The 24,038-nt window shown below is 66.4% G+C and carries 20 protein-coding genes; 2 read left to right on the forward strand and 18 right to left on the reverse strand.

Annotated features, from left to right (window positions below; translation table 11 throughout):
- Position 1: 1 nt before the first annotated feature.
- The 16 genes from RHOOR92_RS0115630 to RHOOR92_RS0115705 are packed head-to-tail and all read right to left on the reverse strand — an operon-like array spanning position 2 to position 20,098.
- Positions 2–1,117: a beta-L-arabinofuranosidase domain-containing protein gene (locus RHOOR92_RS0115630; RefSeq protein ID WP_037115569.1), complete on the reverse strand. Its 1,116-nt coding sequence runs from the start codon at positions 1,115–1,117 to the stop codon at positions 2–4.
- Positions 1,114–2,319 carry an FAD-dependent oxidoreductase gene (locus RHOOR92_RS0115635; RefSeq protein ID WP_027490673.1) on the reverse strand — a complete coding sequence of 402 codons (1,206 nt, stop codon included), beginning with the start codon at positions 2,317–2,319 and terminating at the stop codon, positions 1,114–1,116. Before RHOOR92_RS0115635 ends, RHOOR92_RS0115630 begins: the two co-directional genes overlap by 4 nt.
- Positions 2,316–3,614, reverse strand: coding sequence for a TIGR04063 family PEP-CTERM/XrtA system glycosyltransferase (locus RHOOR92_RS0115640; protein ID WP_027490674.1), 1,299 nt, complete (start codon positions 3,612–3,614; stop codon positions 2,316–2,318). Before RHOOR92_RS0115640 ends, RHOOR92_RS0115635 begins: the two co-directional genes overlap by 4 nt.
- Positions 3,611–4,930: a glycosyltransferase family 4 protein gene (locus tag RHOOR92_RS0115645; protein WP_027490675.1), complete on the reverse strand. Its 1,320-nt coding sequence runs from the start codon at positions 4,928–4,930 to the stop codon at positions 3,611–3,613. The genes RHOOR92_RS0115640 and RHOOR92_RS0115645 overlap by 4 nt, the downstream gene beginning before the upstream one ends.
- Positions 4,927–6,876, reverse strand: coding sequence for an XrtA/PEP-CTERM system amidotransferase (locus RHOOR92_RS0115650; RefSeq protein WP_027490676.1), 1,950 nt, complete (start codon positions 6,874–6,876; stop codon positions 4,927–4,929). The genes RHOOR92_RS0115645 and RHOOR92_RS0115650 overlap by 4 nt, the downstream gene beginning before the upstream one ends.
- Position 6,877: 1 nt before the next feature.
- Positions 6,878–8,074, reverse strand: a complete 1,197-nt coding sequence (locus RHOOR92_RS0115655) for a TIGR03088 family PEP-CTERM/XrtA system glycosyltransferase (protein WP_027490677.1) — start codon at positions 8,072–8,074, stop codon at positions 6,878–6,880.
- Positions 8,071–9,705, reverse strand: coding sequence for an exosortase A (gene xrtA, locus RHOOR92_RS0115660; protein ID WP_231378414.1), 1,635 nt, complete (start codon positions 9,703–9,705; stop codon positions 8,071–8,073). The genes RHOOR92_RS0115655 and xrtA overlap by 4 nt, the downstream gene beginning before the upstream one ends.
- Positions 9,636–10,889, reverse strand: a complete 1,254-nt coding sequence (locus RHOOR92_RS0115665; RefSeq protein ID WP_027490679.1) for a TIGR03087 family PEP-CTERM/XrtA system glycosyltransferase — start codon at positions 10,887–10,889, stop codon at positions 9,636–9,638. The genes xrtA and RHOOR92_RS0115665 overlap by 70 nt, the downstream gene beginning before the upstream one ends.
- Before the next feature lie 3 nt (positions 10,890–10,892).
- Positions 10,893–11,954, reverse strand: a complete 1,062-nt coding sequence (locus RHOOR92_RS0115670) for a FemAB family XrtA/PEP-CTERM system-associated protein (RefSeq protein WP_007511479.1) — start codon at positions 11,952–11,954, stop codon at positions 10,893–10,895.
- 13 nt (positions 11,955–11,967) lie between these two features.
- On the reverse strand, positions 11,968–12,879 hold the full coding sequence (locus tag RHOOR92_RS0115675) for an XrtA system polysaccharide deacetylase (RefSeq protein ID WP_007511481.1): 912 nt from the start codon (positions 12,877–12,879) through the stop codon (positions 11,968–11,970).
- Positions 12,876–13,940 (reverse strand): XrtA/PEP-CTERM system-associated ATPase, encoded by a 1,065-nt coding sequence (locus RHOOR92_RS0115680; RefSeq protein ID WP_015448572.1) that lies wholly within the window; start codon positions 13,938–13,940, stop codon positions 12,876–12,878. Before RHOOR92_RS0115680 ends, RHOOR92_RS0115675 begins: the two co-directional genes overlap by 4 nt.
- A 7-nt stretch (positions 13,941–13,947) precedes the next feature.
- Complete coding sequence (locus tag RHOOR92_RS0115685) at positions 13,948–15,489, reverse strand: TIGR03016 family PEP-CTERM system-associated outer membrane protein (protein ID WP_015448573.1); 1,542 nt, start codon at positions 15,487–15,489, stop codon at positions 13,948–13,950.
- On the reverse strand, positions 15,490–16,404 hold the full coding sequence (locus tag RHOOR92_RS0115690; RefSeq protein WP_027484989.1) for an AAA family ATPase: 915 nt from the start codon (positions 16,402–16,404) through the stop codon (positions 15,490–15,492).
- On the reverse strand, positions 16,401–17,990 hold the full coding sequence (locus RHOOR92_RS0115695) for an XrtA system polysaccharide chain length determinant (protein ID WP_027484990.1): 1,590 nt from the start codon (positions 17,988–17,990) through the stop codon (positions 16,401–16,403). The genes RHOOR92_RS0115690 and RHOOR92_RS0115695 overlap by 4 nt, the downstream gene beginning before the upstream one ends.
- Before the next feature lie 55 nt (positions 17,991–18,045).
- Entirely contained in the window at positions 18,046–18,708 is a 663-nt protein-coding gene (locus RHOOR92_RS0115700) for an XrtA/PEP-CTERM system exopolysaccharide export protein (RefSeq protein ID WP_231378415.1), read from the reverse strand.
- Entirely contained in the window at positions 18,698–20,098 is a 1,401-nt protein-coding gene (locus RHOOR92_RS0115705) for a TIGR03013 family XrtA/PEP-CTERM system glycosyltransferase (RefSeq protein ID WP_027484992.1), read from the reverse strand. Before RHOOR92_RS0115705 ends, RHOOR92_RS0115700 begins: the two co-directional genes overlap by 11 nt.
- A gap of 316 nt (positions 20,099–20,414) precedes the next feature.
- Between RHOOR92_RS0115705 and RHOOR92_RS0115710 the strand changes: the two genes are divergently transcribed.
- Both RHOOR92_RS0115710 and RHOOR92_RS0115715 read left to right on the forward strand, forming a co-directional pair.
- On the forward strand, positions 20,415–20,690 hold the full coding sequence (locus RHOOR92_RS0115710; protein WP_015448576.1) for a hypothetical protein: 276 nt from the start codon (positions 20,415–20,417) through the stop codon (positions 20,688–20,690).
- On the forward strand, positions 20,691–21,629 hold the full coding sequence (locus RHOOR92_RS0115715) for a LysM peptidoglycan-binding domain-containing protein (RefSeq protein WP_027484993.1): 939 nt from the start codon (positions 20,691–20,693) through the stop codon (positions 21,627–21,629).
- Positions 21,630–21,638: 9 nt separating this feature from the next.
- On the opposite strand, the gene RHOOR92_RS0115720 is transcribed toward RHOOR92_RS0115715, so the two are convergent.
- Both RHOOR92_RS0115720 and RHOOR92_RS0115725 read right to left on the reverse strand, forming a co-directional pair.
- Positions 21,639–23,342 carry a protein kinase gene (locus RHOOR92_RS0115720; protein ID WP_027490680.1) on the reverse strand — a complete coding sequence of 568 codons (1,704 nt, stop codon included), beginning with the start codon at positions 23,340–23,342 and terminating at the stop codon, positions 21,639–21,641.
- A complete protein-coding gene (locus tag RHOOR92_RS0115725; RefSeq protein ID WP_027490681.1) occupies positions 23,339–23,845 on the reverse strand; it encodes an FHA domain-containing protein in 507 nt (168 codons plus the stop codon). Before RHOOR92_RS0115725 ends, RHOOR92_RS0115720 begins: the two co-directional genes overlap by 4 nt.
- Positions 23,846–24,038: the final 193 nt, after the last annotated feature.

Raw genomic sequence — 24,038 nt, forward strand, 5'->3', positions numbered from 1 at the left:
GCTAGCCCACTTCCAGTTGCAGCATCAGCGCATCCATGCAGAACTTGGCCGCCCAGTTCGGATACCGATTCCTCATGTAGCCGCCTGAGCGCGGATGCGAGCCGGGTAGCGCGCCGCGCACGCCACCGTCAGCTGCGGCCAGGTTCTGGATCGACAGATTGAACCGGTTGGCGTCCTCGGCCGCCGGCAGCCAGGATCGCTCGCCGGTTTCCCTGGCCAGACGCTGCCAGATGATCGCCATCTGCGCATTGCCGGTCACACAGGTCCAGCGGCTCGCCGCCCGCCAGGCGAAATCCAGACGCCCGGGCAAGGCCCCATCGCGGCGCTGGGTGCGCGCAACGGCTTGCGCCACGCGCGCCGCCGCATTCACAAAGGCGTGGTTGGCGGCGATCAAGCCGACCTCCAGCATGCCGCGTGTGGCATACGCGATGGTGTGCGTGAGCGGCCGCTCGTTGTCTTCCAGATCGTTGTTTTCCAGCCATCCGTTGGGATGCATCTGGGCAAGTGCCCACTGCACATTGCGCACGGCCGCATCGAGATAGCGCGGCTCCTGCAAGACCTGGCTGGCCCTGGCCAGCGCAAACGCCACGCGCGTGTTGTAGGTATTCACGCCGTGGGCGGCAAACGGCGAAGCGTGGCGACGCCATGCGCCATCAGGATCCTGGGCGGCCACCAGCCAGTCGGCCGCACGCATCGCCGAGTCATGCAAGCGCGCATCTTGCGTCTGCTGCCACGCGGCCAGCCAGCCGAACAACACCTGTCCCGTATTGAAGATGGTTGGCACAACCTGCGTTGCGTCCATCGTGCCGGCACGCACGCCCCCTTCAGGAAGCTGGATCGCAGTTTCCCACTCGGCCATGCGAATGGCGCGCTCCCGATACTCAGGTTGACCGGAAAACTGTGCGTAGCGCAGGAAGGTTGGAATGATGTAACCGGTGGTTTCCGGATAGGCGCCAGCCCACTGCCGCTTCGTCGCATCGTAATAGGCGCTGACGCCGCCGCTGCCGGTGGCATCCTGGGCGCGCGCCAGCCATTCGGCGGCAGCCTGCAAGCCAGCCTGCGCATCGACGACAGGGCGCGTCCATGGTCTGGGCAAGAGTCTCGCGACCACGTTCATGACTCGCTCCCGGCCACCGGTGATCCCGGCACCCTCTTCGCAGTTCGGCTGAGCAGCGCGCGACGGACATGCCGCAGGCCTTGCACCAGGCACGGCATGGGATCACGCCACCGGCATACCGCATCGGCCACCTGGCCACCGGGCGGATAGCCCTGGGTGATGCGCTGGCCCTGGGCGACTGCGGACTGTACGTCCTCGGAGCGCACCCGCCAGACGACTGGTCGCCTGCTGGCGGCCGGCGGCGGAAGCGGCAGGCCCAGCGCCGAACACCAGGCCACGTACGGCAGATTGACGCCGTTCAAGGTGGCCACTTCTTCCTGGTAATCGGTACGGCCGATCGTCGGCTCCACCATGCGGAACTCGCCGCTGCGCGTGTCGCGCTTGTACTCCATGCTGGCCATGCCGACCACGCCCGCCGCCTGGAAAAACCGGGTGGTCATGGCGGAAAGCTGCGCATGCACTTCGGGGGCGGCGGTACAGCTGGCCGTGCCGCCCACCTGCGGCGGCCAGGAGCGGATCTTGCGTCCGGCAAAAGACCCGGCTGCCTGCCCGTCCCGATCGACGTACTGCAGACAGAAATGGATACTCGAATCGGGACCCTCGATCCATTCCTGCACCACGACATCGGCCATCACCGGCAGGATGCGGCGAAGCAACGCTGCCGCTTCTTCCGCACTGCCGGCACGGTAGGCCTTCCTGAATTGACGTGCATACGCCGCATCGCGCTCGCCAGGCTTGACCACGACCGGATAGCGCAGCTCGCCGAGTGCGGGCAGGTCCGCCAGCGCGCGGATGTGCACCAGCGGCGGGATGGGACTGCCGAGTTGTTCGGCCCGGCGCTGGAACCCCTCCTTGTGCTGCAGCGTGTCCACGACTTCCATGGGCGGCAGGTTGAACCGATACAGCGCCGACAGGCGATCGCGATGATGCGAAACGGTCCTGACACTTTCCTCCTGGGTCAGGAACAGCACCGGGCGCACGCCGGAAAATTGCGTCGTACCCAGGCGCACCAGGTCTTCGACCAGCGTTTCACCGTGCGTCGCACGGATCCGCAACGGCGTCGCCGCGCGGGTACGCATTTCCGCGCGCCGCGTGTCGGTATCCAGCAGGCAGACCGAAACCCGCGCGTGCGCCAGGCTGCGCGCCACGCCCAGGCCATTGGCTCCGGCGCCCAGTACCACGGCAGGCGTATCGACAGTCATGGGCCCCTCCCGCGCTCTCGCCGGTGCCGGTCGAGCACGTCGGTATAGACGGCGCGATAACGTGCCACGCTCGCCGACCAGGTACGTTCGCGCTCGACGAACTCCCGCCCATGGGCTATCACCCTGCCCCAGCTCGCGGGAGTCTCCAGCAGCTTGATCAAACACTGCGCGAGGGCTTCGGCCGATCCCGCGGAAAATAGATGGCCATTGTGGCCGTCGCGAATCAGCTCGCGGTGGCCGCCGACATCCGAGGCGGCCACCAGCTTGCCCATGGCCATCGCCTCAAGCGGCTTCAATGGCGTCACCAGTTCCGTCAACCGTCGCGAGATGCGCGGATAGACCATGACGTCCATGGCGTTGTAGTACCGGGCGACCTCGCTGTGCGGCACGCGACCGACGAAATGCACGACGTGGTCGAGGCCGAGGCGGGCGGCCAGCGCCTGCAGCTCGGCATCCTGCGGTCCGCCGCCCAGCAGCAGCAGGCGTGCCTGCGGCACGGCGCGCAGTACCAGCGGCATGGCCCGGAGCAAGCCATCCAGCCCCTCATAGGCGTAGAACGAGCCGGCGAATCCCAGCGTGGTCCCGCGGGTGAGCCCATATTTCTCCCGCAGCTCCGCGTCCTCGGCGCTGGCCGTGGATCGAAATTGGGTGGTATCCACGGCGTTGGGAATGACGGTGATCTTGTCGGCGGGAATGCCACGCTTCAGCATGTCGCCGCGCAAGCCCTCGCAGATCGTGGTCACGGCGTCTGCCCGTTGCAGGGCCCGGGTCTCCAGCGCGCGCGTCAACCGATACCGCGCCCCTCCCTCGCGCGCCGTACCGAGGTCGACGGCGGCGTCTTCCCAGAACGCGCGGACTTCGTACACCACCGGAATGCCGGCGGCCCGGCCCACCGCGAGCGCGGGGATCGCGTTCAGCACCGGCGAGTGCGCATGAAGAATGTCCGGATGCACGTTGTCCACCACTTCGGCCAGCCGGGTCTGCAATGCGCGCATCAGGCAGCGATGCCGGACCAGCGGCAGCCTCGCCAGCAGGCCGGATGCCGGCGGGGTGCGGTAGAACATCCAGTCGCCGACGTGTTCCTCGCGCTGCCGGTCGCTGCCCTGCTTGGGACCGGTCAAGTGCATCGTTTCCCAGCCCAGTGCACGCTGCGCCTCGAGGATGGCGAGCGTCCGGAAGGTATAGCCGCTGTGCAGGGGCAGCGAGTGGTCGAGCACGTGCAGGATACGCAACGGCCGCTCGGTCGATGCCTCCGGCCGGGCTTGGCGCGGCGCGACGCTCAGGACGTCGTTCATGGCTCGGCTCCAGCCGTCGCGCCGCCTGCAGCAGCCAACAGTACCCGTGCATAGAGTGCGTGCTGCGCTTCCACGACCGGCTGCCACCCCAGCCGCTCCGCCGCGCCGCGGGTGGCTGCACGCGTCGGCGCCCGGTCGCGCAACCGCAGCCAGGCGGCGGCAAGCGCTTCGGCACTGCGTTCGACGGCGATCTCGCCTGCCTCGGGCGCATCCAGCAATTCGCTGACGCCGGCAAACGGTGCGGCCACCACCGGCGTACCGCAGGCCAGGGACTCCAGCACGGCGTTGGGCATGCCCTCACGGCTCGATGCATGCACCAGCACGTCTGCTGCGTTGTAGTACTCGCACAGCTGTGCGTGGGAGATGGCGCCAAGCATGCGCACGCGCGCGTGGAGACCCAGCTGGCCCACCAGGTCGCGCAGCCTGCGCTGTTCCGGTCCCTCGCCGGCGATCAGCAGCGTTGTATCCGGCACCCGCGCCAGCGCCTCGATGGCAAGGTGCACGCCCTTGAGTGCGACCAGGTGGCCCACCGTCAACCACACCGGACCCGCAAGGCCCAATTTGGCACGAATCAGCGTGCGGTCCCGTGGCCCGAAATGATCAAGATCAACCCCATTGCGCAACACCGCAATCTTCCCGGGATCCACGCCCAAGGCGATGACCTTGTCCTTCAGCGCCCGCGACACGGTCACGATGGCGGCGGCGCACCCTGCGGCCCATTGGATCTGATGTTTGGGTCGCCGATAGCGCGGGATCACGTTCACGTCGGTGCCGCGCGCGGTGATCACCACCGGCCTGCCCAGCGCCGTACCAAGGCGTGCCGCCGCCACGCCGTCCGGGTAAAAGTAATGTGCATCGATCAGATCGAAGTCAGTGCCGCTGGCCTGCAGTTTTCGCAGGACTGGCAGAAGGGCGTGATACATCAGAAATGGTGCGATGCTCATGCCCAGTTTCGGAATCGTCGGATAGCGGGGATGGCTGACCTGGATACCGTAGCGCTGCTCATGCGCGGGCACCCGGGCAAATGCCGAGTGGGCCCCGAAGCGCCGATGCCGAAACGGAAACCAAGGCACCGGCGCTACAACCGTCGCGGTCACCCGGCCGGAATCCACGAGGTGGCGCAATCGCTCCTCGACAAACACGCCGTGGCGCGGCTGGACGGCATTCGGATACAGGCTGGTGAAGACCAGCAGTCGAATCTTGCGCTCGCCACCCGCCTCAACGCCGGTTCCGGCACTTCGCCGCGCGGCGTCGAAAGTTTCTTCTGCTGATGGCAGGACACCACTGGCAGCGCCGTTGGCCGATGCAGTCTTCATGGTTGTGCCCCGGCGGTTGCGACCCTACGCGTCGGCCCGGCGGGAGCCGCGGCAGCGGGCTGCTGCATGCGGCGCAGAAAGGCGTCCAGCATCAGCAGGCTCCACAGCGTCGCGCTGTGATCGCGCCGGCCAGCCGCATGTTGCTGCAGCAGCCGATCGAGCACGGCCGGCTCGAAGTAGCCGCATTCGGCAACAGCACCGGCGAGCAAAGCGTCCCGGGCGCGCCGCGCGAGCGGGCCGCGCAACCACGCTGCCACAGGCACGCGGAAACCCATCTTGCTCCGGTACAGCACGTCGTTCGGCAAGTCCGGTTCCAGCGTTTTCTTGAGGATGTACTTCGCGGTACCTCCTCTCAGCTTCAACCCGGGCGGCAACGAGGACGCCCACTCGACCAGACGGTGATCGAGCAGCGGCACGCGCACCTCCAGGCTGTGCGCCATGCTGGCACGGTCCACCTTGGTCAGGATGTCGCCGGGAAGCCAGGTCTTGAAATCCAGGTACTGGGCCAGCAGCAGCGGATGATCGGTGGGCGCGCGTCTGGCGTGGGCGCGGAACACGGCGAGCGCGTTGTAACCTTGCAGTTCGCGCTTGAAGCCCGCGCTGTACAGTTGCTGGCGCAGCGCCGCCGAGGTGGTGCTGACGGTGTGGAAATAGGCTTCCACGTCATCGCGGCCGAGGGCCTGCAACGTGGTCTTGGCGCGCAGCGGGCGCGGCGCCCAGTCGGCCTTGGGATAGAGACTGCCCAACACACCAAACAGCGGCTTGCGCAACGCCAACGGCAAGCGCGCGCGCATCCCGCTTTCCCACGCATGCAGGCGGTAGCGCCGGTAGCCGGCGAAATTCTCGTCGCCGCCGTCGCCGGACAACGCCACGGTCACCTGGGTGCGCGCCAACCCGCACACGCGATACGTCGGCAGCGCCGAGCTGTCGGAAAACGGTTCGTCGTAAACCGCCGCCAGCGTGTCGAGCAGATCGTAATCATCGGCGCTGACCCGCTGCTCGAAATGTTGCGTATGCAGATGCTCGGCCACGCGCCGCGCATAGGCGCTCTCGTCGAAACCGCCGTGGTCGAAACCGATGGAGCAGGTGCGCACCGGTTGCTGCGACGCCCGGCTCATGCTGGCCACCACGGCGCTGGAATCCACGCCGCCGGAAAGGAACGCGCCGAGCGGCACGTCCGCAATCATCTGCCCCGCCACGGCTCTGTCCAGCAAGCCGTGGAGCTGCGCTGCAGCCTCATCCGCCGTCATGTCGGCGGCCACCTTGAACGGCACGTCCCAGTATTGCCGGGGCACCGGTTCCGGTTCGCCGGCGTGCCAGCTCAACCAATGGCCGGGCGGCAATTTGAAAATGCCGCGATAGATGCTGCGCGGATCCGGCACGTAGCCGAGCGCGAGATAATCTTCCAGCGCCTGCGGATCGAGCCTGCGTTCCACGCCGGGATGCGCCAGCAGTCCCTTGAGTTCGGAAGCGAACACCAGCTCGAAGGTGCGGGTGAAGCCGTAGTACAGCGGTTTGATGCCAAGCTGATCGCGGGCCAGGTAGATGCGCTGCGTACGCATGTCCCACACCGCGAAGGCAAACATGCCAACCAGCCGCGTCAGGCAGGCTTCGCCCCACTGCTGCCAGGCGCGCAGCAGCACTTCGGTATCGCAGCGGCTGCGGAACACCACGCCGCGTGCCTCCAGTTCGGCCTTGAGCGAAGGGAAGTTGTACAGCTCGCCGTTGTAGATCAGTGCCAGACCGGCCGTTTCATCCACCATCGGCTGCTGCCCATGGCCCAGGTCGATGATGGACAGACGGCGATGCCCCAGACCCACGCCCTTGCCGAGATACAGCCCGGCCTCGTCCGGTCCGCGGTGAAGCTGCGCATCCCGCATGGCCAGCAGAGCCCTTTCATCGACATCGACATGCCGCGACGAGACGATACCGGCCAGACCGCACACGTCAGTGCTCCTTGTGCCCGGTCAGGCCGGACATCATGCGTGGCTGCACGGCGTTCATCGGCCGACCCAATAGTTCGTCGTACAGCGCGACATACGCGGACACCATGCTGTGCAAACCGAAACGCGCAGCGACGCGCTCGCAACCAGCCTCGCCATGTCGGCGTCGCAGTTTCTCGTCGGCGACATAGGCGCGCAGAGCCGCCGCCATGGCGTGCGGATCGCCGGCCGGCACCAGCGTTCCGGTCACGCCGGCCACCACCACTTCGCTTACTCCGCCGACATCGGTGGCCACCACGGGCAAGCCAGACGCCATGGCCTCCAGCAGGACGCCGGGCATGCCTTCGGCGATGGAGGAAAGCGCAAAGACGTCGAACTCAGCGAGCAGCGCCGCCACATCGCTGCGATTGCCCAGCAGCCGGACTTGCGTCGAAAGCCCGCCACGCTCGATCTGCGATTCGAGCGCAGCACGCTGCGGCCCTTCACCCAGCAGGACCAGGCGCAACTGCTCGCGCTGGTGCGGCCATGCTTCGCACAGGATGCGGAAGGCGGCTATCAGTCCGGCATGGTCCTTGACGGCATCCAGTCGCCCGACTGTGCCGATCAGCACGGTTCCGGGAGGCGCGAAAGCTCCCAGCAAGCGCCGCGTGCTTTTTTCATGTGCCGTGCCGGCAAACGCTGTTACGTCAATACCGTTGGGAATACACGCAACGCGCGAAGAGGGTATGCCCACCTTTTCCATGAGCCAGTCCTGCAGGTCCCTCGAAACCGCCAGATAACGGTCGATGAACGGCAGGAGACCACGCCGCAACAGCCGATACTTCCGGCTTTCACCGCGCGGGTCGGCGGCATCCCGGCCTCGTTCCGCATGCACGACGCGACGGACCCCTGCAAGCCGGGCGACCGGCGCCACGTCCACGGCACCAATGTTGTACGTGTGGACCAGGTCCGGCCCCAGATCCCGCAAGGCCCGCCACAACCTGAAATAGCAGCGCCAATCCTTGCCGGACCTTTTGCCCAAAGCCACGCATACAACGTCGCCGGACTCGATTTGATCCCGAAGCGCACCGTAGCCTTCCAGACAGATCACCGCGTGGCGGTAGCGCTGGCAGGTCTGGTTGATCAGGGTCACGAGCATGTGCTCCATGCCGCCGGTATCCAGCCGGAACAGTACGTGCACGATCAGCGGCCGCTCGTTCATGGCTGGCTCCCGGCAAGAACAGCCGGCTGCTGCGCCTGCACCCCGGACGCACCGGGCACGGGCAGCGCCTGCGCAAAGGCGTGCAGCTTCGTCCGCACCCGATCGGCATCGTCGCCGGCAACCGACGACGACAACGCCCATACCGAAGATCGCGGTACCTGTCCCTGCAGCACGCTCCACGCCTGCAGCAACTTGGTCAACGCCGGCGAGCGGGTGCAGCGGCGATCCACGCAGTACCAGTACCACACCAACCGCGACCCGGTTGCACCGGCCAGTCGCAACTCTCCGACCGTCGTGCTCCGCCCGTCGGCCAGCTCGACCCGTCGGCTGGCGCTGCTCAGGATTTGCGCGTGCGCCGAATCGTAGAGGTCGTTGCCGTAGGTGATCAGGGTATGCCCGCGGCGCGGCTTGCCGGTATAGACGGCATGAAACAACTCGACCACGTCGCCGCCGGTGACCGATTGATAGGACACGCGCACCTGCCCCGCCGCTCCCCTGAAGATTGGCCGCCAGCCGTCTGCGGCAGCCTGTGGCCCGCTCCAGCCCGCGATCGCTGGTGCGGTCAGGCGCATGGTCTGCGGCGGTGCCGGTGGCGCCAGTCCCGAGGCAAGAGACGGCCCTGCAATCAACAGCGCGAACGCCACCAGCCAAACCACGGTGCGCGCACTGGCAGGCATGCCGCCATGCGCGGGGGGCTGCTCCGGCGCCACCAGCGGGTCGCGGAAGAACCAGCCGGCCAGCAGCAACAGCAGCAGCACCGTGCCGAAGAACTGCCAGCCAAAAATCATGTGGTCCGTGCCGGTCGCGTATTTCAAGCCCCAGGTCTCGCCAATCAGCACGGTGAAACACACCCGCAAGCCATTCGCGACGACCGGCGTCACTGCCGCCAGTACCACGAAAACCGCCCGCTTCCACCAGCGTCGGTACATCAGGTAGGCGTACAGACAACCGAGTGCGGTGCAGGCGATGAAAAACTTCACGCCGCTGCATGCTTCGGCCACCAGCCATACCGCCGAGGGCGTGAGGATCTCCCGGCCGTTGAGAAGCACCGGGACGCCGATCAACTCCAGCGCGCGTACCGAGAAATGCGCCGTGATGTCCTGCAGCGGACCGACCAGCGCGTCGCCCCAGGGAACCGCGAACACCACCAGATAGCCGAGTGGGAACGCCAGCACCCACAAGGCGCGCCACCCCCAGCAGGCCAGCACCAGCGCCGGAAACAGCGCCACGAACGCGAAATGCTGCGCCAGATTGACGTCGAGCAGGCGGCCGGCATACCAGACGAACACCAGCGCCGCCATCGCTGCCAGACCCCAGACACTCGGCACCGGCGGGTTCGCCTGAAGCTGATGGCGCAGACCGAAGGCCGTCCACAGGCTCAACGGAAAAATCAGGAAGGCGTATTGGTAAGTGCCATCGTGTGCCCAGGCCCACGCCAGCGATTGCACGGTCCGCCAATAGCAGGCCAGCAGCACGGCGACGGCGACGGCGAACGCCGCCACAGCCGATACCCAGCCCGTAATGCGCATGGAATAGACGGGCACGGCGGCAAGCGGCCTGCTCATGAGCACGCCTCCAACCCGGCAGTGCCTACGGCATCCGCGCGGGCTGCACCGCGCTGCGCATTGCACAGCACGCTTTCGTACGCATCGAGATGGCGCGCCCAGTCATGGCGCGACAACACCTCGACGCGGGCCGCCGGCACCCGCACCGCCTGCGGCGCATCCAGCCAGCGCAAGGCTTCCGTCGCCATGGCCTCGGGCGATGCATCGATGCAGCCCTGGCGACCTGCGAAATCCCTGATGCCCTCCCAGGCCTCGGGCGTTGCCAGCAACACCTTCTCCATGGCCAGTGCCTCCAGCACCTTGTTCTGGATGCCGCGCGCAATGCGCAACGGTGCCGTCACGGCATGGGCGTATGCCAGGTACGGGCGCGCATCCTCCACCCGCCCAGTCACGGTAATGCCCGCGAGCTGACCCAGCGCGCGGACCGCCGCGGTGGGCCGGCTGCCGACAATGTAAAAACGGGCGTCCCGCTGCCGGGCGGCGATCCGCGGCCACACTTCGTGCGCGAACCAGCACGCCGCATCCACGTTGGCGCGGTAATCCATGGCGCCGACAAACACCACCACCCGCTCTCCCAGCCGGTAGGGACTGGAACAGGCCCGCTGTGGATCCCAATACCCGGCATCCACTCCATTGGGGATACCGTGGACCCGGCCGGCCGACTCCGGTACCAGCTGTCGAAAGAACGCCGCCTCGGCTTCCGAGACAAACACGCTGGCGTCGAATTGCGCGGCAATCGTGCGCTCGAACTCGGCCAGTCGCCGCGCTTCGCGCTGGTACAGCATGCGCTTCACGCCGCCACCGGCCTGCTGCGCGTACTGCTGCCATTTGTCGGAATCCACGTCCACGAAATCCATGACCCGGCGCAGCTGGGCGTGCCGCATGACCAACGGCGCCACGCCGGACGAATAGCACAGGGCCAGCTCCAGCTTGTGGTCGGCCAGCAGCCGTTCGACCCAGCGCCGCATCACGCGGTCGCGATAGGCCCCGACGGTAAGCGCATCACCCCGCGTCAGCGCGGCAAGCGCACGCCAGCGGGCACGCCAGGGCGGCAACGGCCGGACACACGCCTCGGCGCACAAGGCCTCGACCTGCGCGAGGTAGCGCCAGTCGGCCGGGTCGTCCACGAACGTGCCGAGATACACGCGGTAGCGTTCGGCGAGTCGCCGCAGCACATGGTACGAGCGGATCTTGTCGCCCTTGCTGGGCGGCCAGGGCAGCCGGTGACAGAGGAACAATACCGATTGCATGGGCTAACCCAGATCCCGCGCAAGCCACGGCCCCAGCGCACGGCTCACCGGCAGCGGCAGCCGCTTCCACGCTTCGATGAACAGGCCGTACTTGCTGTTCGCGGGGCTGATATTGGGAACGGTCCCGGCACGCACCAGGTAATAGGCATAGGGCAGCGGTTGCGGCTCGAAGCCCCAGTGCTTCTTGAAGTGGTAGGAACCGCTGTCCCGTTTGCTGCGGCCGTAGTCGAACAACCGGGCGCCGCGCTCCACCGCACGTTGCATCACCGCCCAGTACATGAAATCGTTGGCCGCCAGATCGCGGCCACGCGCCACGCTGCCGCCGTAGTACGGATGCACCTCGTCGCGAAAGTAGAAGCTCATGACCGCGGCCACCGGCTGCCCCTGGTGGGTGACCACGGTAACCTCGCAATCCTGGCCAAACGCCTGCTGCAGGCTCGCGTAATAGTTGCGCGACAACACCGGCGTACCCAGATTGCGCACGCTCTCGGCGTACACCCGGTAGAACTCGGCGATGCTGCCGTCGTGGCGCGCCTGCAAGCCGGCGCCAACGCCCTTGCGCACCATGGCGCGCTGCTTGCGCGGGATCGCCTTGAGATTCGTGTCGTGGTCCGCACAGATTGCCTTGCGGAAGCTGACGTACAGATCCTTGACCGGCCACGCGGGGTGGCGCAGTTCGCGGTCGCGCAGTTCGAGATAATCGACACGCAATTCGTCGGCGAGCGCGCCAGCGGCCTCGGTGAGCTGTGCCTCGCTGTCCGGGTCGTCCGCCACCACCCCGCCGTACACGCAGAATGGCGTCGAGATCAGCGCGTGACCGAACAGCCGGCTGCGCATCTCGGTGAGCGGCAGCACGCCCGTGATCGCCCCGTCCCGTTCCGCGTACAAATAGTGGCAACGATGGCCAAGCACCTGTTCGAGGATTCCGCGCCAGGCCACCCGGTGGAAAAACGTGGCCCGCGAAGCGCCGCCGACAAACGCGTCCCAGCGCTGCTCGTCGCCTCTTTCCAGGCGCTTGACGACGCAAGGATTGGCGGAATGGCTGTCGTCCGCGCGGTCGAGCATGTCGCATCCCCCGTCAATGCGCATAGAGTTCGACGGCCTGCAGCGCCACCACCGGGTAGTCGGCGTGGCTGCGGGCGAGAAATACCCGATCCATGCGGTCGAAACGGAAATCGCGCACGAGCCGCTCGAGTCGGGGCGTCGTGCGGCTCAGGTTCAAATAGTGGCGCACCCGATTCCTGAGCGTCGCGCCGGGCACCCGTGGCTGCTGCGGATCCACTTCCCATGGATGGAAATAGAACACTCCGGCGCGCCGCTCGCGCCGGTTGACGCGTCGCAGGCCGCGCCTGAACAGCGCATACGGCAGCAGGCGAAAATAGCCGCCGCCGCCGCACGGCCAGTTGCGCCCGCACAGGCGCACCGTCGTCACCGGGATCTCGAGCAGGCCGGAACGCTCCGCGAAAAACGGAAATCTCGGCGCCGCCGGCATGCCGTACAAATCGTGATGAATCGGCACGATGCTGGAACTGTAGCGGTAACCGGCTTCGTGCAATTCGTCGTGGGCCCACATCGTGGTGGGTCCGATCGAATAACTGGGTGCCCGATAGCCATGCACTGCAGTGCCGGTAACGTCTTCCAGCAGACGTTTTGTACGCGTGATGCTGTCGCGAAACTCCGCCCGGCTCAGATGCGTCAAACGCTCGTGGCCGAAACCGTGGCTCGCTATCTCATGGCCGGCGGCGCTGATGTCGCGCACCAGCGCAGGGAAGCGCTCCGCCACCCAGCCCAGCACGAAGAAGGTGGCATGCACACCGTTCCGCTCGAAAAGCTCCAGCACGCGCCGGGTATTGCCTTCGACGCGGACGGGCCAGTGCGGCCAGTCCTCGCGCCGTATGCACTCCTCGAAGGCTGCCACCTGGAAATAATCCTCCACATCCACCGTCATGGCGTTGGTGACCGGATCGCGCGGTGGCGGCAAGGCGCTCATTTGCCTTCCTGGCTCGAACGCGGATAGCGCATGTCGGTGATCACGGCCTCGTCCACGGCCGGTGCCATCGACGACGCAGCCAGCAGCACTTCCCTGCGCCGGACCTCTTCGCGCAGCAGCTGCAACATGAATTTGCTGCGTTCGAGATCCATCGAGGCGAGCCCGCCATCCCGTTGCGATGACGCGGCGTCACGCGTCAGGTCCAGGTCCTGGAGCGCGGCGGATACTTCCAGTGTCGGCGGCACGCCCGGCATCTCGTCGCGGATCTCGTCGAGCACGACGGTGAGCGCCGCCTGGTCCAGGTCGTGCAGTTCTTCCAGGTAACCGTGCAGCAGCAGCCGGTCCATGATGAGGTTGATCTTGCGCGGGATCCCGCGGCTGGCCCGGTAAACCCCGGTAAAAATTTCGGGTGCCAAGTCCGGATCGTTGCTCCAGCCGACGGTATGCAGGCGGTGCAGGATGTACGCGCGGCTTTCCTCCTCGCTCATCGGCTCAAGCCGATGGGAGGCGATGATGCGCTGACGCAACTGTTCCATGTGGTTGCTGACCATGACGCGCCGCAGTTCGGTCTGGCCGACCAGGAATATCTGCAGGAGCGCACGGCCCTTGAACTCGAGATTCGACAGAATGCGCAGCATCTCCAGTGCCGCCGCGGTAAGCGTCTGCGCCTCGTCCACCACCAGCAGGGCATGCGCCTGACGGGCGTGCAGCGAAATAAGGTGCCGCTTCACATCCTGCAGCAGGGCCTCCTTGCTGCGTCCGTCATAGGGCAGGTCCAGCGCCGAAGCCACGGCCGGCAGGATGTCGTCGCCATCGAGATTGGCCGAGGCGATGCTGGCTACGGCAAGGTTGCGATGCGAGAGTTCCTCGAACAGCTTCTGGATGAGCAGCGTCTTGCCGGTGCCGACTGCACCGGTGATCACCACGAAGCCTTCGCCCTGCTCGAAACCGTAGAGCAGGTACGCCATGGCGCGCTTGTGGCCCTTGCTGGGAAACAGCATTCCCGGATCCGGGGTCAGCTGGAAAGGCTTGCCGCGCAGCTTGTAGAACGCCTGATACATGCCGCCCTCAGAACAGGTGGGTGAACTGCAGGAAAATCACGTTGGCGCGGTACCCGCGCACATCCGACGCCGCCGCACGCACACGGCGGGAGTCGCGGCGCAGCCGCAGGCTGGCGAAGTCTTTCGGGTCGAGTTGATGCACGAGCTCGAGTTGCGCGTACTGGCTGTAGTTGGTTTGCCCGTCCTGGTAGCGGTAACGCTGCCAGCCATAAGTGGGAGTCAGGGTGGTCAACGCGCCGATATCGAACAGCCAGCTGACATGCGCATTCGCCACTCTTTCCTTGGCGCTGTTCAGCAGAAAATAGATGCGCCGCTCGTCGTACAGCATCACCCTCAACATGCCGATGGGCATCTCGTAGGCGGCCGATGCGGTGGCGCGCTTCATGAGGTAAACCCGCTGCTCCCTGAGTGCGGGAATCCCGGGCAGTCCGATCGACGGGATCGCGTCCAACCCCTGCCCCAGCAACTGCTGGTTGATGTCGGTGGGTCGTTCCACGTAACTTGCGGACGTCGTCAGCAAGGCGGCGGTACGCGTCCAGGACAACTGGTAGCTGCGGCCATAGAACCGGTGGCCGACCAGTACCTTGAAATCATTCAGCGTACTGGACCAGTCGACGCCGGCGTCCCAGAAGCTTGCGCCCAGCCGGTCCACCGTGCCATCCGCGAGGTACTTGTTTTCCTTGCCGACGTCGGCGATCAAGCTGACGTTGCCATGGACCGGCACAGCGGCTCCCAGCCTGGCCATCGAAAAACGCGAGCTGCGCCCGGCATCGGATTCCAGACGCTGGTCGAAATAGCCGAAGTTCCAGCTCCATGTTTCGTACTGCGGGCTCACCAGGCTGAGCTGCAGGGCGTTGCTGGTGATGTCGGACACGCCGGTCAACGAATCGTTGTTTTGCGCGGCAATGCCCCTGGTGTTGTACAGCACGCGCCCATAGCTGTAACGCAGCATCGCGGTGCCCACGCTGCCGAGATCCTGGACCCAGTACGGACTGAGCGTGGCGCGCGCAATATTGGCGCGGTTGTTGTCCAGGAAAAACGTGCCCGACCCGGCCGGCAATTCGCTGTTGATGACCGCGCGCCCGTACAGCGCACTGCCGTCGAGGAACAAATGCCGCGGAAGCAGGGTGAGCGTGCCGTGGGCGTCGAGGTTCTGCGCCACCTGGTTATGGCGCGATTGCCCCGAATACAGATATCCGGTGAGCGCGTAGTTCAACACTCCGGAAAACCGCGGCCCGCTGTAGGCCGACTTGATGAACGGCTGGACCTCGGTGATCCAGCTGCTCTGTTTCGGTTTGCCGCTGGGCGCCAGCATGAGGTTGTCGGTGTACAGCTCACCGAGCGTGACGCCCATGACCACTCCCGGAGAGTCGATGCTCGGCTGCGGGATGACGCCCGGCGGCAGATTCTCGGAACTGTCGGCGAATCCGCCGGCAGCCGAATCCAGCACGGGCGGCGCCTGCGGATCCGCGCTCTGGGCCGCCGCCCCGGTCAGCCAGCCTCCGAGGGCGATCGACGACAAGACGACCGACGCCGACAGCGCACGCATCTAGGCTTCCCCGGCAAGGCGGCCCCGGGGATACAGGCCATAGTAGCTGTAGTAGTAGTTCTCGCTTGCCGGCAGGCAGCTCATGTTGAGAATCAGGCCGACATATGGCGAGCCGTTCAAACTTTGCAGCGCCGAATGGACCGCATGCTGGCCCGTCTGACTCGCGGCGACCACCATGACAACCTGGCCCATGTGGGAAGCCAGCACCTGCGATTCCGAGGTCGCCAGCAAGGGCGAAGAGTCGAACACCACCAGGCGGCGCAGATGGCGGCCGCCAAGTTCTTCGAGGACCTGCTCCATGCGCAGGCTGCTGAACAACTCGGCCGTCAGCGGATGGCGTTTCCCTACCGGCACCACCAGCAGATTCGGCACATCGGTCCGCACGATGACCTCGGCGGGCTGGCGCCGTTCGTCCACCAGCACGTCCATCAGGCCAGGCTGCCCGTCGAGTCCCAAGGCGCGGGTGATATGGCATTTCGGTATGTCGCCGTCCACCAGCAACACCTCGAAATCCAGCTCGCGCGCCAGACTCAAGGCCAGGTTCACTGCGGTAAAGGTCTTGCCTTCTCCAGGCAACGCGCTGGTTACCACAATGCGCTCTGCGTGCGCCAATACCTTGGCGCCTTTTCCGATGGCATTGTCCATCAATGGCCGTTTGACGCGGCGAAGCTCATCGGCAAGCCGATCGTTCGCCTCATCACCCGTCGGGAGCAGACCGGCGCGCTCGAGCGCGCCTTGATCCACGTGCCAGAGCGGCGTGGTTTCCGCGGCCTGATCCACCGTCCGCGCCCTGCCGGACAAACGCTCGATCGTCGACGCCGGATGCGCTGGCTCCTCCACGTCGACCAGTGGCGGAACCGGCGGCTCAGGCTGCAGGGTCTTGAGCTTCTCGACCGCCTTCTCAACGATGCTCATGCGACCCCCACCACGAAGAAGTGCTGTACCAGCTGGGTAAGCTGTCCGTCAAAGGCGAACCCCAGCGCCAACACCACGGCCAGCAGGCCAGCCCCGGTGCAAAACCCGACCACTTCGCGGCGTTGATCCTGGCGCCGCGACGGCGACTCGATCAAGCTGAGCGCACCGAGCACGGGATAATCGCCGGACTCCCGCAAAGTCTTGAGGCTCACGAACACCGGATTCACCTTATGCAGGAGATATGCAAACGCGCCGCCGATAGCCAGCGCCAGCGTGAGCACCAGCAATAGCAGCAGTCCGCGCTTCGGGCTCACCGGCAGCAGCGGAACGACCGGCGGATTGATGACACGGAATTTCAGATTGTTGCCGCTCTGCGTTGCGTCCTGGGACAGCTCGGCCGTGTTCAGACGCTCCACCAGCTGGTCGTACTGCTTCTTGGTGACGTCGTAATTGCGCATCAACCGCTGCAAGGTGGCCTGCACGTCGGAAATCTTGTCCACATTGCCCTTGAGGTCGGCAATCTGCCGTTTCTGCAAGGCGACTTGCGTGGCCAGCGTCTGGATGCTGACCTGGGTGGAATACATGGACTTCTGCATTTCCTGGTACACCGGATTATCCGAGACCACGCCCATCACCGAGGTCCCGGGGGCATTCTTCTGCATGGCTTTGCGCCGCTCCTGCAGCTGCGCGATCATGCGCCGGGCGGAAATCACGTCCGGGTATTCGTCCGTATAACTCAGCAACAGCTGGTTGAGCCGTTGCTGGTAAGACGCAATCTGCGTGTCGATCTCCTGGGTGCGTGGATCGATTCCCGACGAAGTCGGGCCGCTGCTCGCCAGGGAGCGCATCTGCTGCTGGATGGTCGCGCGGCTGGCGACGGCCGTGTCGTACTGGTCCTGCAGGTTCTGCAGCTGGGTCTCGGCCGCCTGCAGCCGCGTGGAATAGCTGCTGCCGCCCTGGTTCGGGATGTAGCCGACATTGGCCTTCTGGAAATCCGCGAGTTTCTGCTCCGCCTCGTTCAGACGATTGCTGTAAGCCTGGACCTGCTGCTGCAGGAAATTCTGCGCCGTGTCGGTGGACACGGTATTCGCGCCCAGCGTGTCGTTCATGAGTATCTGCAGGAACGCCTGGACCACCTTCTGCGCCATCTTGGGGTTGGGGTCGGCATAGCTGAGGTTGTAGAGGTCCTTGGGGCCAGCGCCCTTCACCGTGACGGCAGCGCCGAGGTTCTCCAGCAACTCGTCCTTGTCCGCCGGGGTGGTGGCGCGCAGGGACAGCCCGGTCTTATCCGCCACGGCCTCGAGATTGGGGCGCGAAAGCAGGGTCTGGGTAATGATCTGGAGGCGCCCCCGCACATCGGGCTGCACCGCCACCCCGCGCAGCAGCGGATTCGTCAACGCCTCGGTGTCGGCATACACCTGGGCACTGGCCGCGTACTTGTTCGGCAGGCTGAACACCAGCATCGCGCCCACGATCGCCACGCACCACGCGACGATCAGCGCATGCCAGCGATAGCGCCAGGTGGTGCGCGCCTCCAGCAGCACATGCTGAAACAACTCACGCAAATCGATCGATTGTTTCTGCATCACTTGCCTTCCCCGATGTCGTCGACGGTTGCCATGTATTCGTGCGCGTCGCGCGTCAAAGCAATGACTGCGGAATGATCAGGATGTCGCCGGGGTGCATGACCATGTTGTACTTGATGGCACCGTTCATCAGGTCGCCGAGCCGCACCGGGATGGTCTGCTCGCTGCCGTCGGGCAGGCGACGCGCCACCTTCGCGTCGTTGCCAGCGGCGAATTTGGCCAGGCCACCGACTTCGATCATCACGTCGAGCAGGGTCATGCCGCTGCGGTACGGGACCGCCTTGGGCATCGCTGCCTGCCCGACGACGCGCACCTGCTGGCTATAGGCGCCGACGAAACTCTTGACGATCACGGTCACCAGCGGCGAACGGACGTAGCGGCTCAACGCGCTTTCCAGGTCGCCAGCCAATTTTTCCGGGGTTTCGCCGGCGGCCACGATGGATTGCACCAGCGGGATGGAGATACGTCCGTCAGGGCGCACCGGCACCGTGGTGCTCAGGCTGGGATTGTCGCGCACGAAAATTTCCAGCGAGTCGCCCGGACCGATGATGTAGTGCTCCGTCGTCGTCGGCGGCGCCGCGGCCGACCCATCGATGACCGGTGCACTTCTGCAGCCGCCAAGCAGCAAGGCAGCCGCCATCATCAGCCAGAAGACGCAGTTTCCCGGGAGCGGTCTCATCGCTTGTTCTCCTCTGTTCCCTTCGATGTCAGCGTGCACCACGCCCGAACAGCACCACTTCCACGGTCTGGACCAGGATGGCCAGATCAAACACGAGGTTGTGGTTCTTCACGTAAAACAGGTCGAAATTCAGCTTCTGCTCGGCGTCCTCCAGGGACGAACCGTACGGGTAGCGCAGCTGGGCCCAGCCGGTCAGCCCCGGCTTCACGCAATGGCGCAAGCGGTAATAGCAGATGCGCGTGTTGAAGTCGGCCACGAACTGCGGTCGCTCCGGGCGCGGGCCAATGATGCTCATGTCGCCGCGCAGCACGTTCCAGAGCTGCGGCAGCTCGTCCAGCCGGGCGTTGCGGATGAAATGCCCGACCCGGGTCACCCGGCCGTCGTTCTTGCTGGCCCAGCGGGCCACCCCGTCGCGCTCGGCGTCGATGCACATGCTGCGGAACTTGATCAGCGAAAACAGCTCGCCGTTTTCGCCTACTCGTTCCTGGTGGTACAGGATCGGCACGCCGCGACCTGACTCCAGCCGGATGGCCAGGGCCGTCAACAGCATCAATGGCCACGCCACCAGCAAGACCAGCGCGGCGACGACCACGTCGAAAGCCCGCTTGATCGTGCGCCGCACCGGCGAGCTGTTGAAGCCATCCGAAAAGACCAGCCACGAGGGGTTGGTGAGATCCATCTTGATCCTGCCGGCCTCGCGCTCGAAAAACTCGGTGAGCTCGGTCACTGCCACGCCGCGCTGCTTGCATTCCAACAACGCGTCCACCGGCAAGGTGCCGCGGCGATCGTCCGGCCCCACCACGATTTCGTCCACGCCAAAGCGGGCCGCCCATTCGTACAGGGCGCCGTCGGGATGCAGCAGCAAAGGCGCGGAAATGGACACCGGATCGGTACCGACCGGCACGTAACCCAGGACCTTGAACCCGCGCTGATCGGTCCTGCGACGCATCTTGTGGCTCACCTCGACGGCGCACTCGCCGGCACCGAACATCACCACCCGGCGCTTGAACAGGTCGGCGTCCACGAACTCCAGGAATGCCGCCCGCCACAACGCCACAACGACGTAGCCCACTACCAGCGTGATGCCCAGAACCCCGCGACCCAGATAGGCCGGAGGAGCCATGTAGTACACCACGGTAAGCGCAATACCGCCCAGCAAGAAGGCAACGCCTTGCCGACTGAGCCGCCCGAGCCAGCCCGCCCGCAGATGGATCTGGTACAGCCCCAGCGCCGTCATCGAGACAATCAGCATCGCCGCCACCAGCAGCCCCCGCCAGTGCAACGCTTGCCTGAATGCATCCTGGGCGCCGGCATCGCCCAGGTAACGCAGCACCACCGCGGCATAGACACTCGCCAGCAACAGTACAAACTCGACCGAGACCAGCAACAATTGCCAGTGCAGTGCACGAAATCGGAATAATCCGTACATGCTTGAGCCTCCCCTGCATCCCCGCAGCGGCCAGTCCTTCCGTCGACAAAACTGCGACGTGAGTCACAATCTTAGGCTTTGCACAAGTGACCTTCCCGTGAAAACGCTGAAGGCTGGTTTGCGCACTGCAAGCCGGGGCGTCGGCATGACGAGTGGCGGGCTGCGGGCGCCACAATCATTCCAATCAGCGCTCGGGTCCGTCATGCCCACACGCCGATCGGCGAAAGGCCGGCCCGGAGCAAGGCGAAGGACGGCACGACTGCGCGGCATGGCCTGACGTGCGAAAATCGGACCAACCACCGATACCCTCTACTTCATGACCACCCAGAAATACGATTTCCGCCAGTTCCAGGAAGAACTGACCAGGCTCGAACGCCAGGCCGAACCGCCGCCGGCCAAGCCGCTCGGCAAGAAGGCCGTGGCGGCGCAGCGGTTGGCGCGGGCGCGCGAGGAATTCCTCGCGTTGCGCCGACGGCATGAATTGAGCGTGGCCGACGTGGTGGCGTTCTTCCCGGAAGAGGAAGGCATCACCTACCTGCAGCAACTGATCGCGGCGGCGCAGGCGAAGCCCCGGCGCACACGGAAGGCCTAGATGAATGCCGCCAGAGCGAAGCTCCACACGATGAACACACCGATCGACGCCCACGCCCTGCCGTCTGACACCACCGGCCGATGGCGAAAGCTGGCGCTGATGGTGACGATGCTGGCCACGCTGGGCGCGGGCGGCTGCAGCTCGCTGCGCGGCGCGCATTCCTCGGTGGTGACCACGCCATCGTCCCCGCCGACGGCGACGGCGGCGTCAACGGCGGCCAGTGCGTCCGGCGGGCGGTCACTGGCCGCGATCGGCAACCAGCTTCAGTCCGGACACTACGCCGAAGGCGAAAAGGCCCTGCGGCACTACCTGGAACAGCATCCGGGCGACCGTGCGGCGCGCGCCATGCTGCGCCAGCTCACCGCCGATCCGCGGCAACTGCTGGGCGAGCGCTGGCGCGCACACGTGGTGCAGCCGGGCGACTCCTACAGCACCCTGGCCGAGCGTTATCTCGGCGACGCGAACCAGTTCCTGATCCTGGCCCGCTACAACGGCTCGACCGACCCTTCGCGGCTGCGCGTCGGCGAGACGCTGCACATGCCGCTGTCTGCCGATGCCGCGGCCGCGGTGCCGGCGGACGCCGTGCTGCCGACGGCGATCGTGCGGGCCAGCGAATCGCCGGCAACGGCGGCGCGCCGACTGCAGGAGGAGAGCGTGTCCCTGCTCGGCCAGGGCCATCGGCAGCAGGCGCTGGCCCGCCTCGACCAGGCGTTGACCCTCGACCCCGGCCTGAAGCCGGCCGGGACCGGCGCGGCGGCGCTGCGCAAGCAACTGCTGGACTCGTACCACGAGCGCGCGATCGTGCTGTACCGCGACCAGCAGCTGGACCAGGCCATCGCGCTGTGGGACCGGATCCTGGCGATCGCGCCGGACTACGAGCCGGCGATCGTCTACCGCACCCGCGCGCGCGAACTCAAGCAGCGGCTCAAGCAATACTGAGCCGCAGCTTCAGGACTCGCCGGCGCCCTCTTCGCTGGCCGCCGACATGATCCGCGTCGGTCGCGTGACGTCCTCGACGGCAGCCGGCGCGGCCATTCCGGACCGGTGCTGGCGGGCCTGCAGCGCGCCGTTCATCAGGTTGAAGGCGGCGAACAGGCGGCCCAGCTCGTCGCGGCGGGCCAGCCGGATGCGATGGCGAAAGTCGCCGCGCGCCACCTTCAGCAACGCGTCGCCCAGCAGGTCCAGCGTGTTGAGCGGGCGACGGAACAGCCAGTAGGCCGCGCCGACCACGGCCGCCAGGGTCAGCACCAGCACCACGGCGATCACCCACAACGTGGTGCGCTGTGCCGCACGCAGCGCCGCATTGCTGATGCCCAGGCGCAGGTCGCCCACCGTCTTGGCCTGGTAATGGATCGGCACGTCGAACAACAGCATGCCGCCCTGCTCGCGCCCGCCCGCGGTGCGGCTGAGGTAGCTCTGGATGTCGCCCGATCGCGGCAGGTACTTTTCCCCATCCGGCGCGGACAGCCGCTGGCCGACCTCCTGCGGCTGCGTGCTGGCGATGACGCCGCCGTCGCGGTCGGCGATCGCCAGGTAGCGGATCTGCCGGTTGCGCGAAACGTCGGTGACCAGCGCGCGGGTGGCGGCCTGGTCGCCGAGCAGCAGGTTCTCGGCCGACTCGCTGGCGATCATGCGCCCCATCGAGCTGCCGAAATCCAGCGCCACGCCGGTCACTGCGGCGCTCTGCTTGGCGTAGATCGCGGCCAGCCCCAGCACCAGCACCAGGCTCAGGATCGCGCCCAGGCTGCTGGCCCAGCGCAGGCGCAGGGAAATGATGCGGGTCGCCAGCGGGTCTTCCCGCTCGCGCTCGTACTCGCGCGCGGCCAGGCGCAGGTCCTCGATGACCTCGGCGCCGCGCTGGTAGCGCGACTCCGCCGCGGGCGCCAGCAGGGTGCGCACGATGCTGACCAGGATCGACGGCGTGGCCGGGTCGCGCGGGCGGATCGGCGGGCGCGGCGAACGCAGGCGCTTCCTGACCAGTTGCTGCGGGTTGCCGATGTCCGGCCACGGCAGCTTGCCGGTGAGCAGCCAGTACAGCACCACGCCCAGCGAGAACAGGTCGCTGCGCGCGTCGGTGCGCTCGCCGCGCAGGCGCTCCAGCGCCATGTAGGCCGGGGTGCCGCCGACTTCCGCGGATACCCCGCCGGCATCGCGCAGCACGCCGCGGCGCTCGGCGATGCCGAAGTCGCTGATCTTGGCGTAGCTCCAGCCGTCGGCCAGCATGATGTTCTCGGGCTTGACGTCGTGGTGCAGCACGCCGCGCGCATGCGCATAGTCGAGCGCCGCGGCGAGCTGACCCACCAGGTCGATGATCACCGGCAGCGACGGAAAGCCTTCGCGGGTGACCGCGCTGGCGAGCGTCTCGCCCGAAAGCCGCTCCATCGCGATGTACGAACGGCCGTCGTCGGTCTCGCCGACGTCGAAGATGGTGACGATGTGCGGATGGGTCAGGTGGCCGGCCGCACGCGCCTCGACCAGGAAGCGGCGCCGGTAGACGGGATCGGCGGCAATCTCGCGGTGCAGGCACTTGATCGCCACCTTGCGCTCGATGTCCGGGTCGAAACCGGCGTAGACGACCGCCATCGCGCCTTCGCCGAGGACACCCTCGATGCGGTAGCGGCCGACCTGCTGGGGAATGACGTCCTCGCTCACGGCAACCCGAAGAACCACCACGCCAGCGCGGCCAGCGCGCCCACGGCGGCGAGCAGCACGGCGACTACGATCCGGCGCCGCGATGCCGGTTCCGGTTGGCCGTGCTCGCGGGTCAGGAACACGAACTCCGCCTGCCCCAGCCGGATGTGGTCGCCGTGGCGCAAGGCCGCCTCGTGGATGCGCCGGTCGTTCACGAAGGTGCCGTTGGTGGACAACGTGTTCACGATGACGCAGCGGCCGCGCTGATTGGTGATCCAGGCGTGGTTGCCGGATACGCTGAGGTCGTCGATCACGATCTCGTTGTCGGCGCGGCGGCCGATCGCCTGCCGGCCCGGCCCCAAGGCAAATCGATGGCCTTCGATGCCGAGGCTGCTGCCTTCCAGCACCGGCTCGCGCACACTGATCGGGCGCTCCGTCGCGCTTTCGGCGTCGCTGGCGTACCGCCGCAACGCCTCGGTGGAAAAAAACCGGGTGCCCTGCGGTCCTGAAGATCGCTCGCTCATCGAAACCTCGTCCCCCCTGTCCAGCCGGCACTATAGCCAACTGGTGGCTGCCGGGCACGAGCACAAGATATCGGCGCGCCCGGGAAAAGCTTGACGCCAGCATCACCTGCCTGAACGCGCGCTGCCGCCGGCAGGCCGCATTCACTGCCGGTTGAGCGGGTCGACCCGAGACTCGGGTTTCCCGCAAGCAACG

Source organism: Rhodanobacter sp. OR92, from assembly GCF_000427545.1.
Lineage (GTDB): Bacteria > Pseudomonadota > Gammaproteobacteria > Xanthomonadales > Rhodanobacteraceae > Rhodanobacter > Rhodanobacter denitrificans.

Bases quoted from the DNA above. Each gene is read 5' to 3' on its own strand.
- RHOOR92_RS0115630 (WP_037115569.1), bottom strand. From the start codon at position 1,117: ATGAACGTGGTCGCGAGACTCTTGCCCAGACCATGGACGCGCCCTGTC.
- RHOOR92_RS0115635 (WP_027490673.1), bottom strand. From the start codon at position 2,319: ATGACTGTCGATACGCCTGCCGTGGTACTGGGCGCCGGAGCCAATGGC.
- RHOOR92_RS0115640 (WP_027490674.1), bottom strand. From the start codon at position 3,614: ATGAACGACGTCCTGAGCGTCGCGCCGCGCCAAGCCCGGCCGGAGGCA.
- RHOOR92_RS0115645 (WP_027490675.1), bottom strand. From the start codon at position 4,930: ATGAAGACTGCATCGGCCAACGGCGCTGCCAGTGGTGTCCTGCCATCA.
- RHOOR92_RS0115655 (WP_027490677.1), bottom strand. From the start codon at position 8,074: ATGAACGAGCGGCCGCTGATCGTGCACGTACTGTTCCGGCTGGATACC.
- RHOOR92_RS0115665 (WP_027490679.1), bottom strand. From the start codon at position 10,889: ATGCAATCGGTATTGTTCCTCTGTCACCGGCTGCCCTGGCCGCCCAGC.
- RHOOR92_RS0115670 (WP_007511479.1), bottom strand. From the start codon at position 11,954: ATGCTCGACCGCGCGGACGACAGCCATTCCGCCAATCCTTGCGTCGTC.
- RHOOR92_RS0115675 (WP_007511481.1), bottom strand. From the start codon at position 12,879: ATGAGCGCCTTGCCGCCACCGCGCGATCCGGTCACCAACGCCATGACG.
- RHOOR92_RS0115680 (WP_015448572.1), bottom strand. From the start codon at position 13,940: ATGTATCAGGCGTTCTACAAGCTGCGCGGCAAGCCTTTCCAGCTGACC.
- RHOOR92_RS0115685 (WP_015448573.1), bottom strand. From the start codon at position 15,489: ATGCGTGCGCTGTCGGCGTCGGTCGTCTTGTCGTCGATCGCCCTCGGA.
- RHOOR92_RS0115690 (WP_027484989.1), bottom strand. From the start codon at position 16,404: ATGAGCATCGTTGAGAAGGCGGTCGAGAAGCTCAAGACCCTGCAGCCT.
- RHOOR92_RS0115695 (WP_027484990.1), bottom strand. From the start codon at position 17,990: ATGCAGAAACAATCGATCGATTTGCGTGAGTTGTTTCAGCATGTGCTG.
- RHOOR92_RS0115705 (WP_027484992.1), bottom strand. From the start codon at position 20,098: ATGTACGGATTATTCCGATTTCGTGCACTGCACTGGCAATTGTTGCTG.
- RHOOR92_RS0115710 (WP_015448576.1), top strand. From the start codon at position 20,415: ATGACCACCCAGAAATACGATTTCCGCCAGTTCCAGGAAGAACTGACC.
- RHOOR92_RS0115715 (WP_027484993.1), top strand. From the start codon at position 20,691: ATGAATGCCGCCAGAGCGAAGCTCCACACGATGAACACACCGATCGAC.
- RHOOR92_RS0115725 (WP_027490681.1), bottom strand. From the start codon at position 23,845: ATGAGCGAGCGATCTTCAGGACCGCAGGGCACCCGGTTTTTTTCCACC.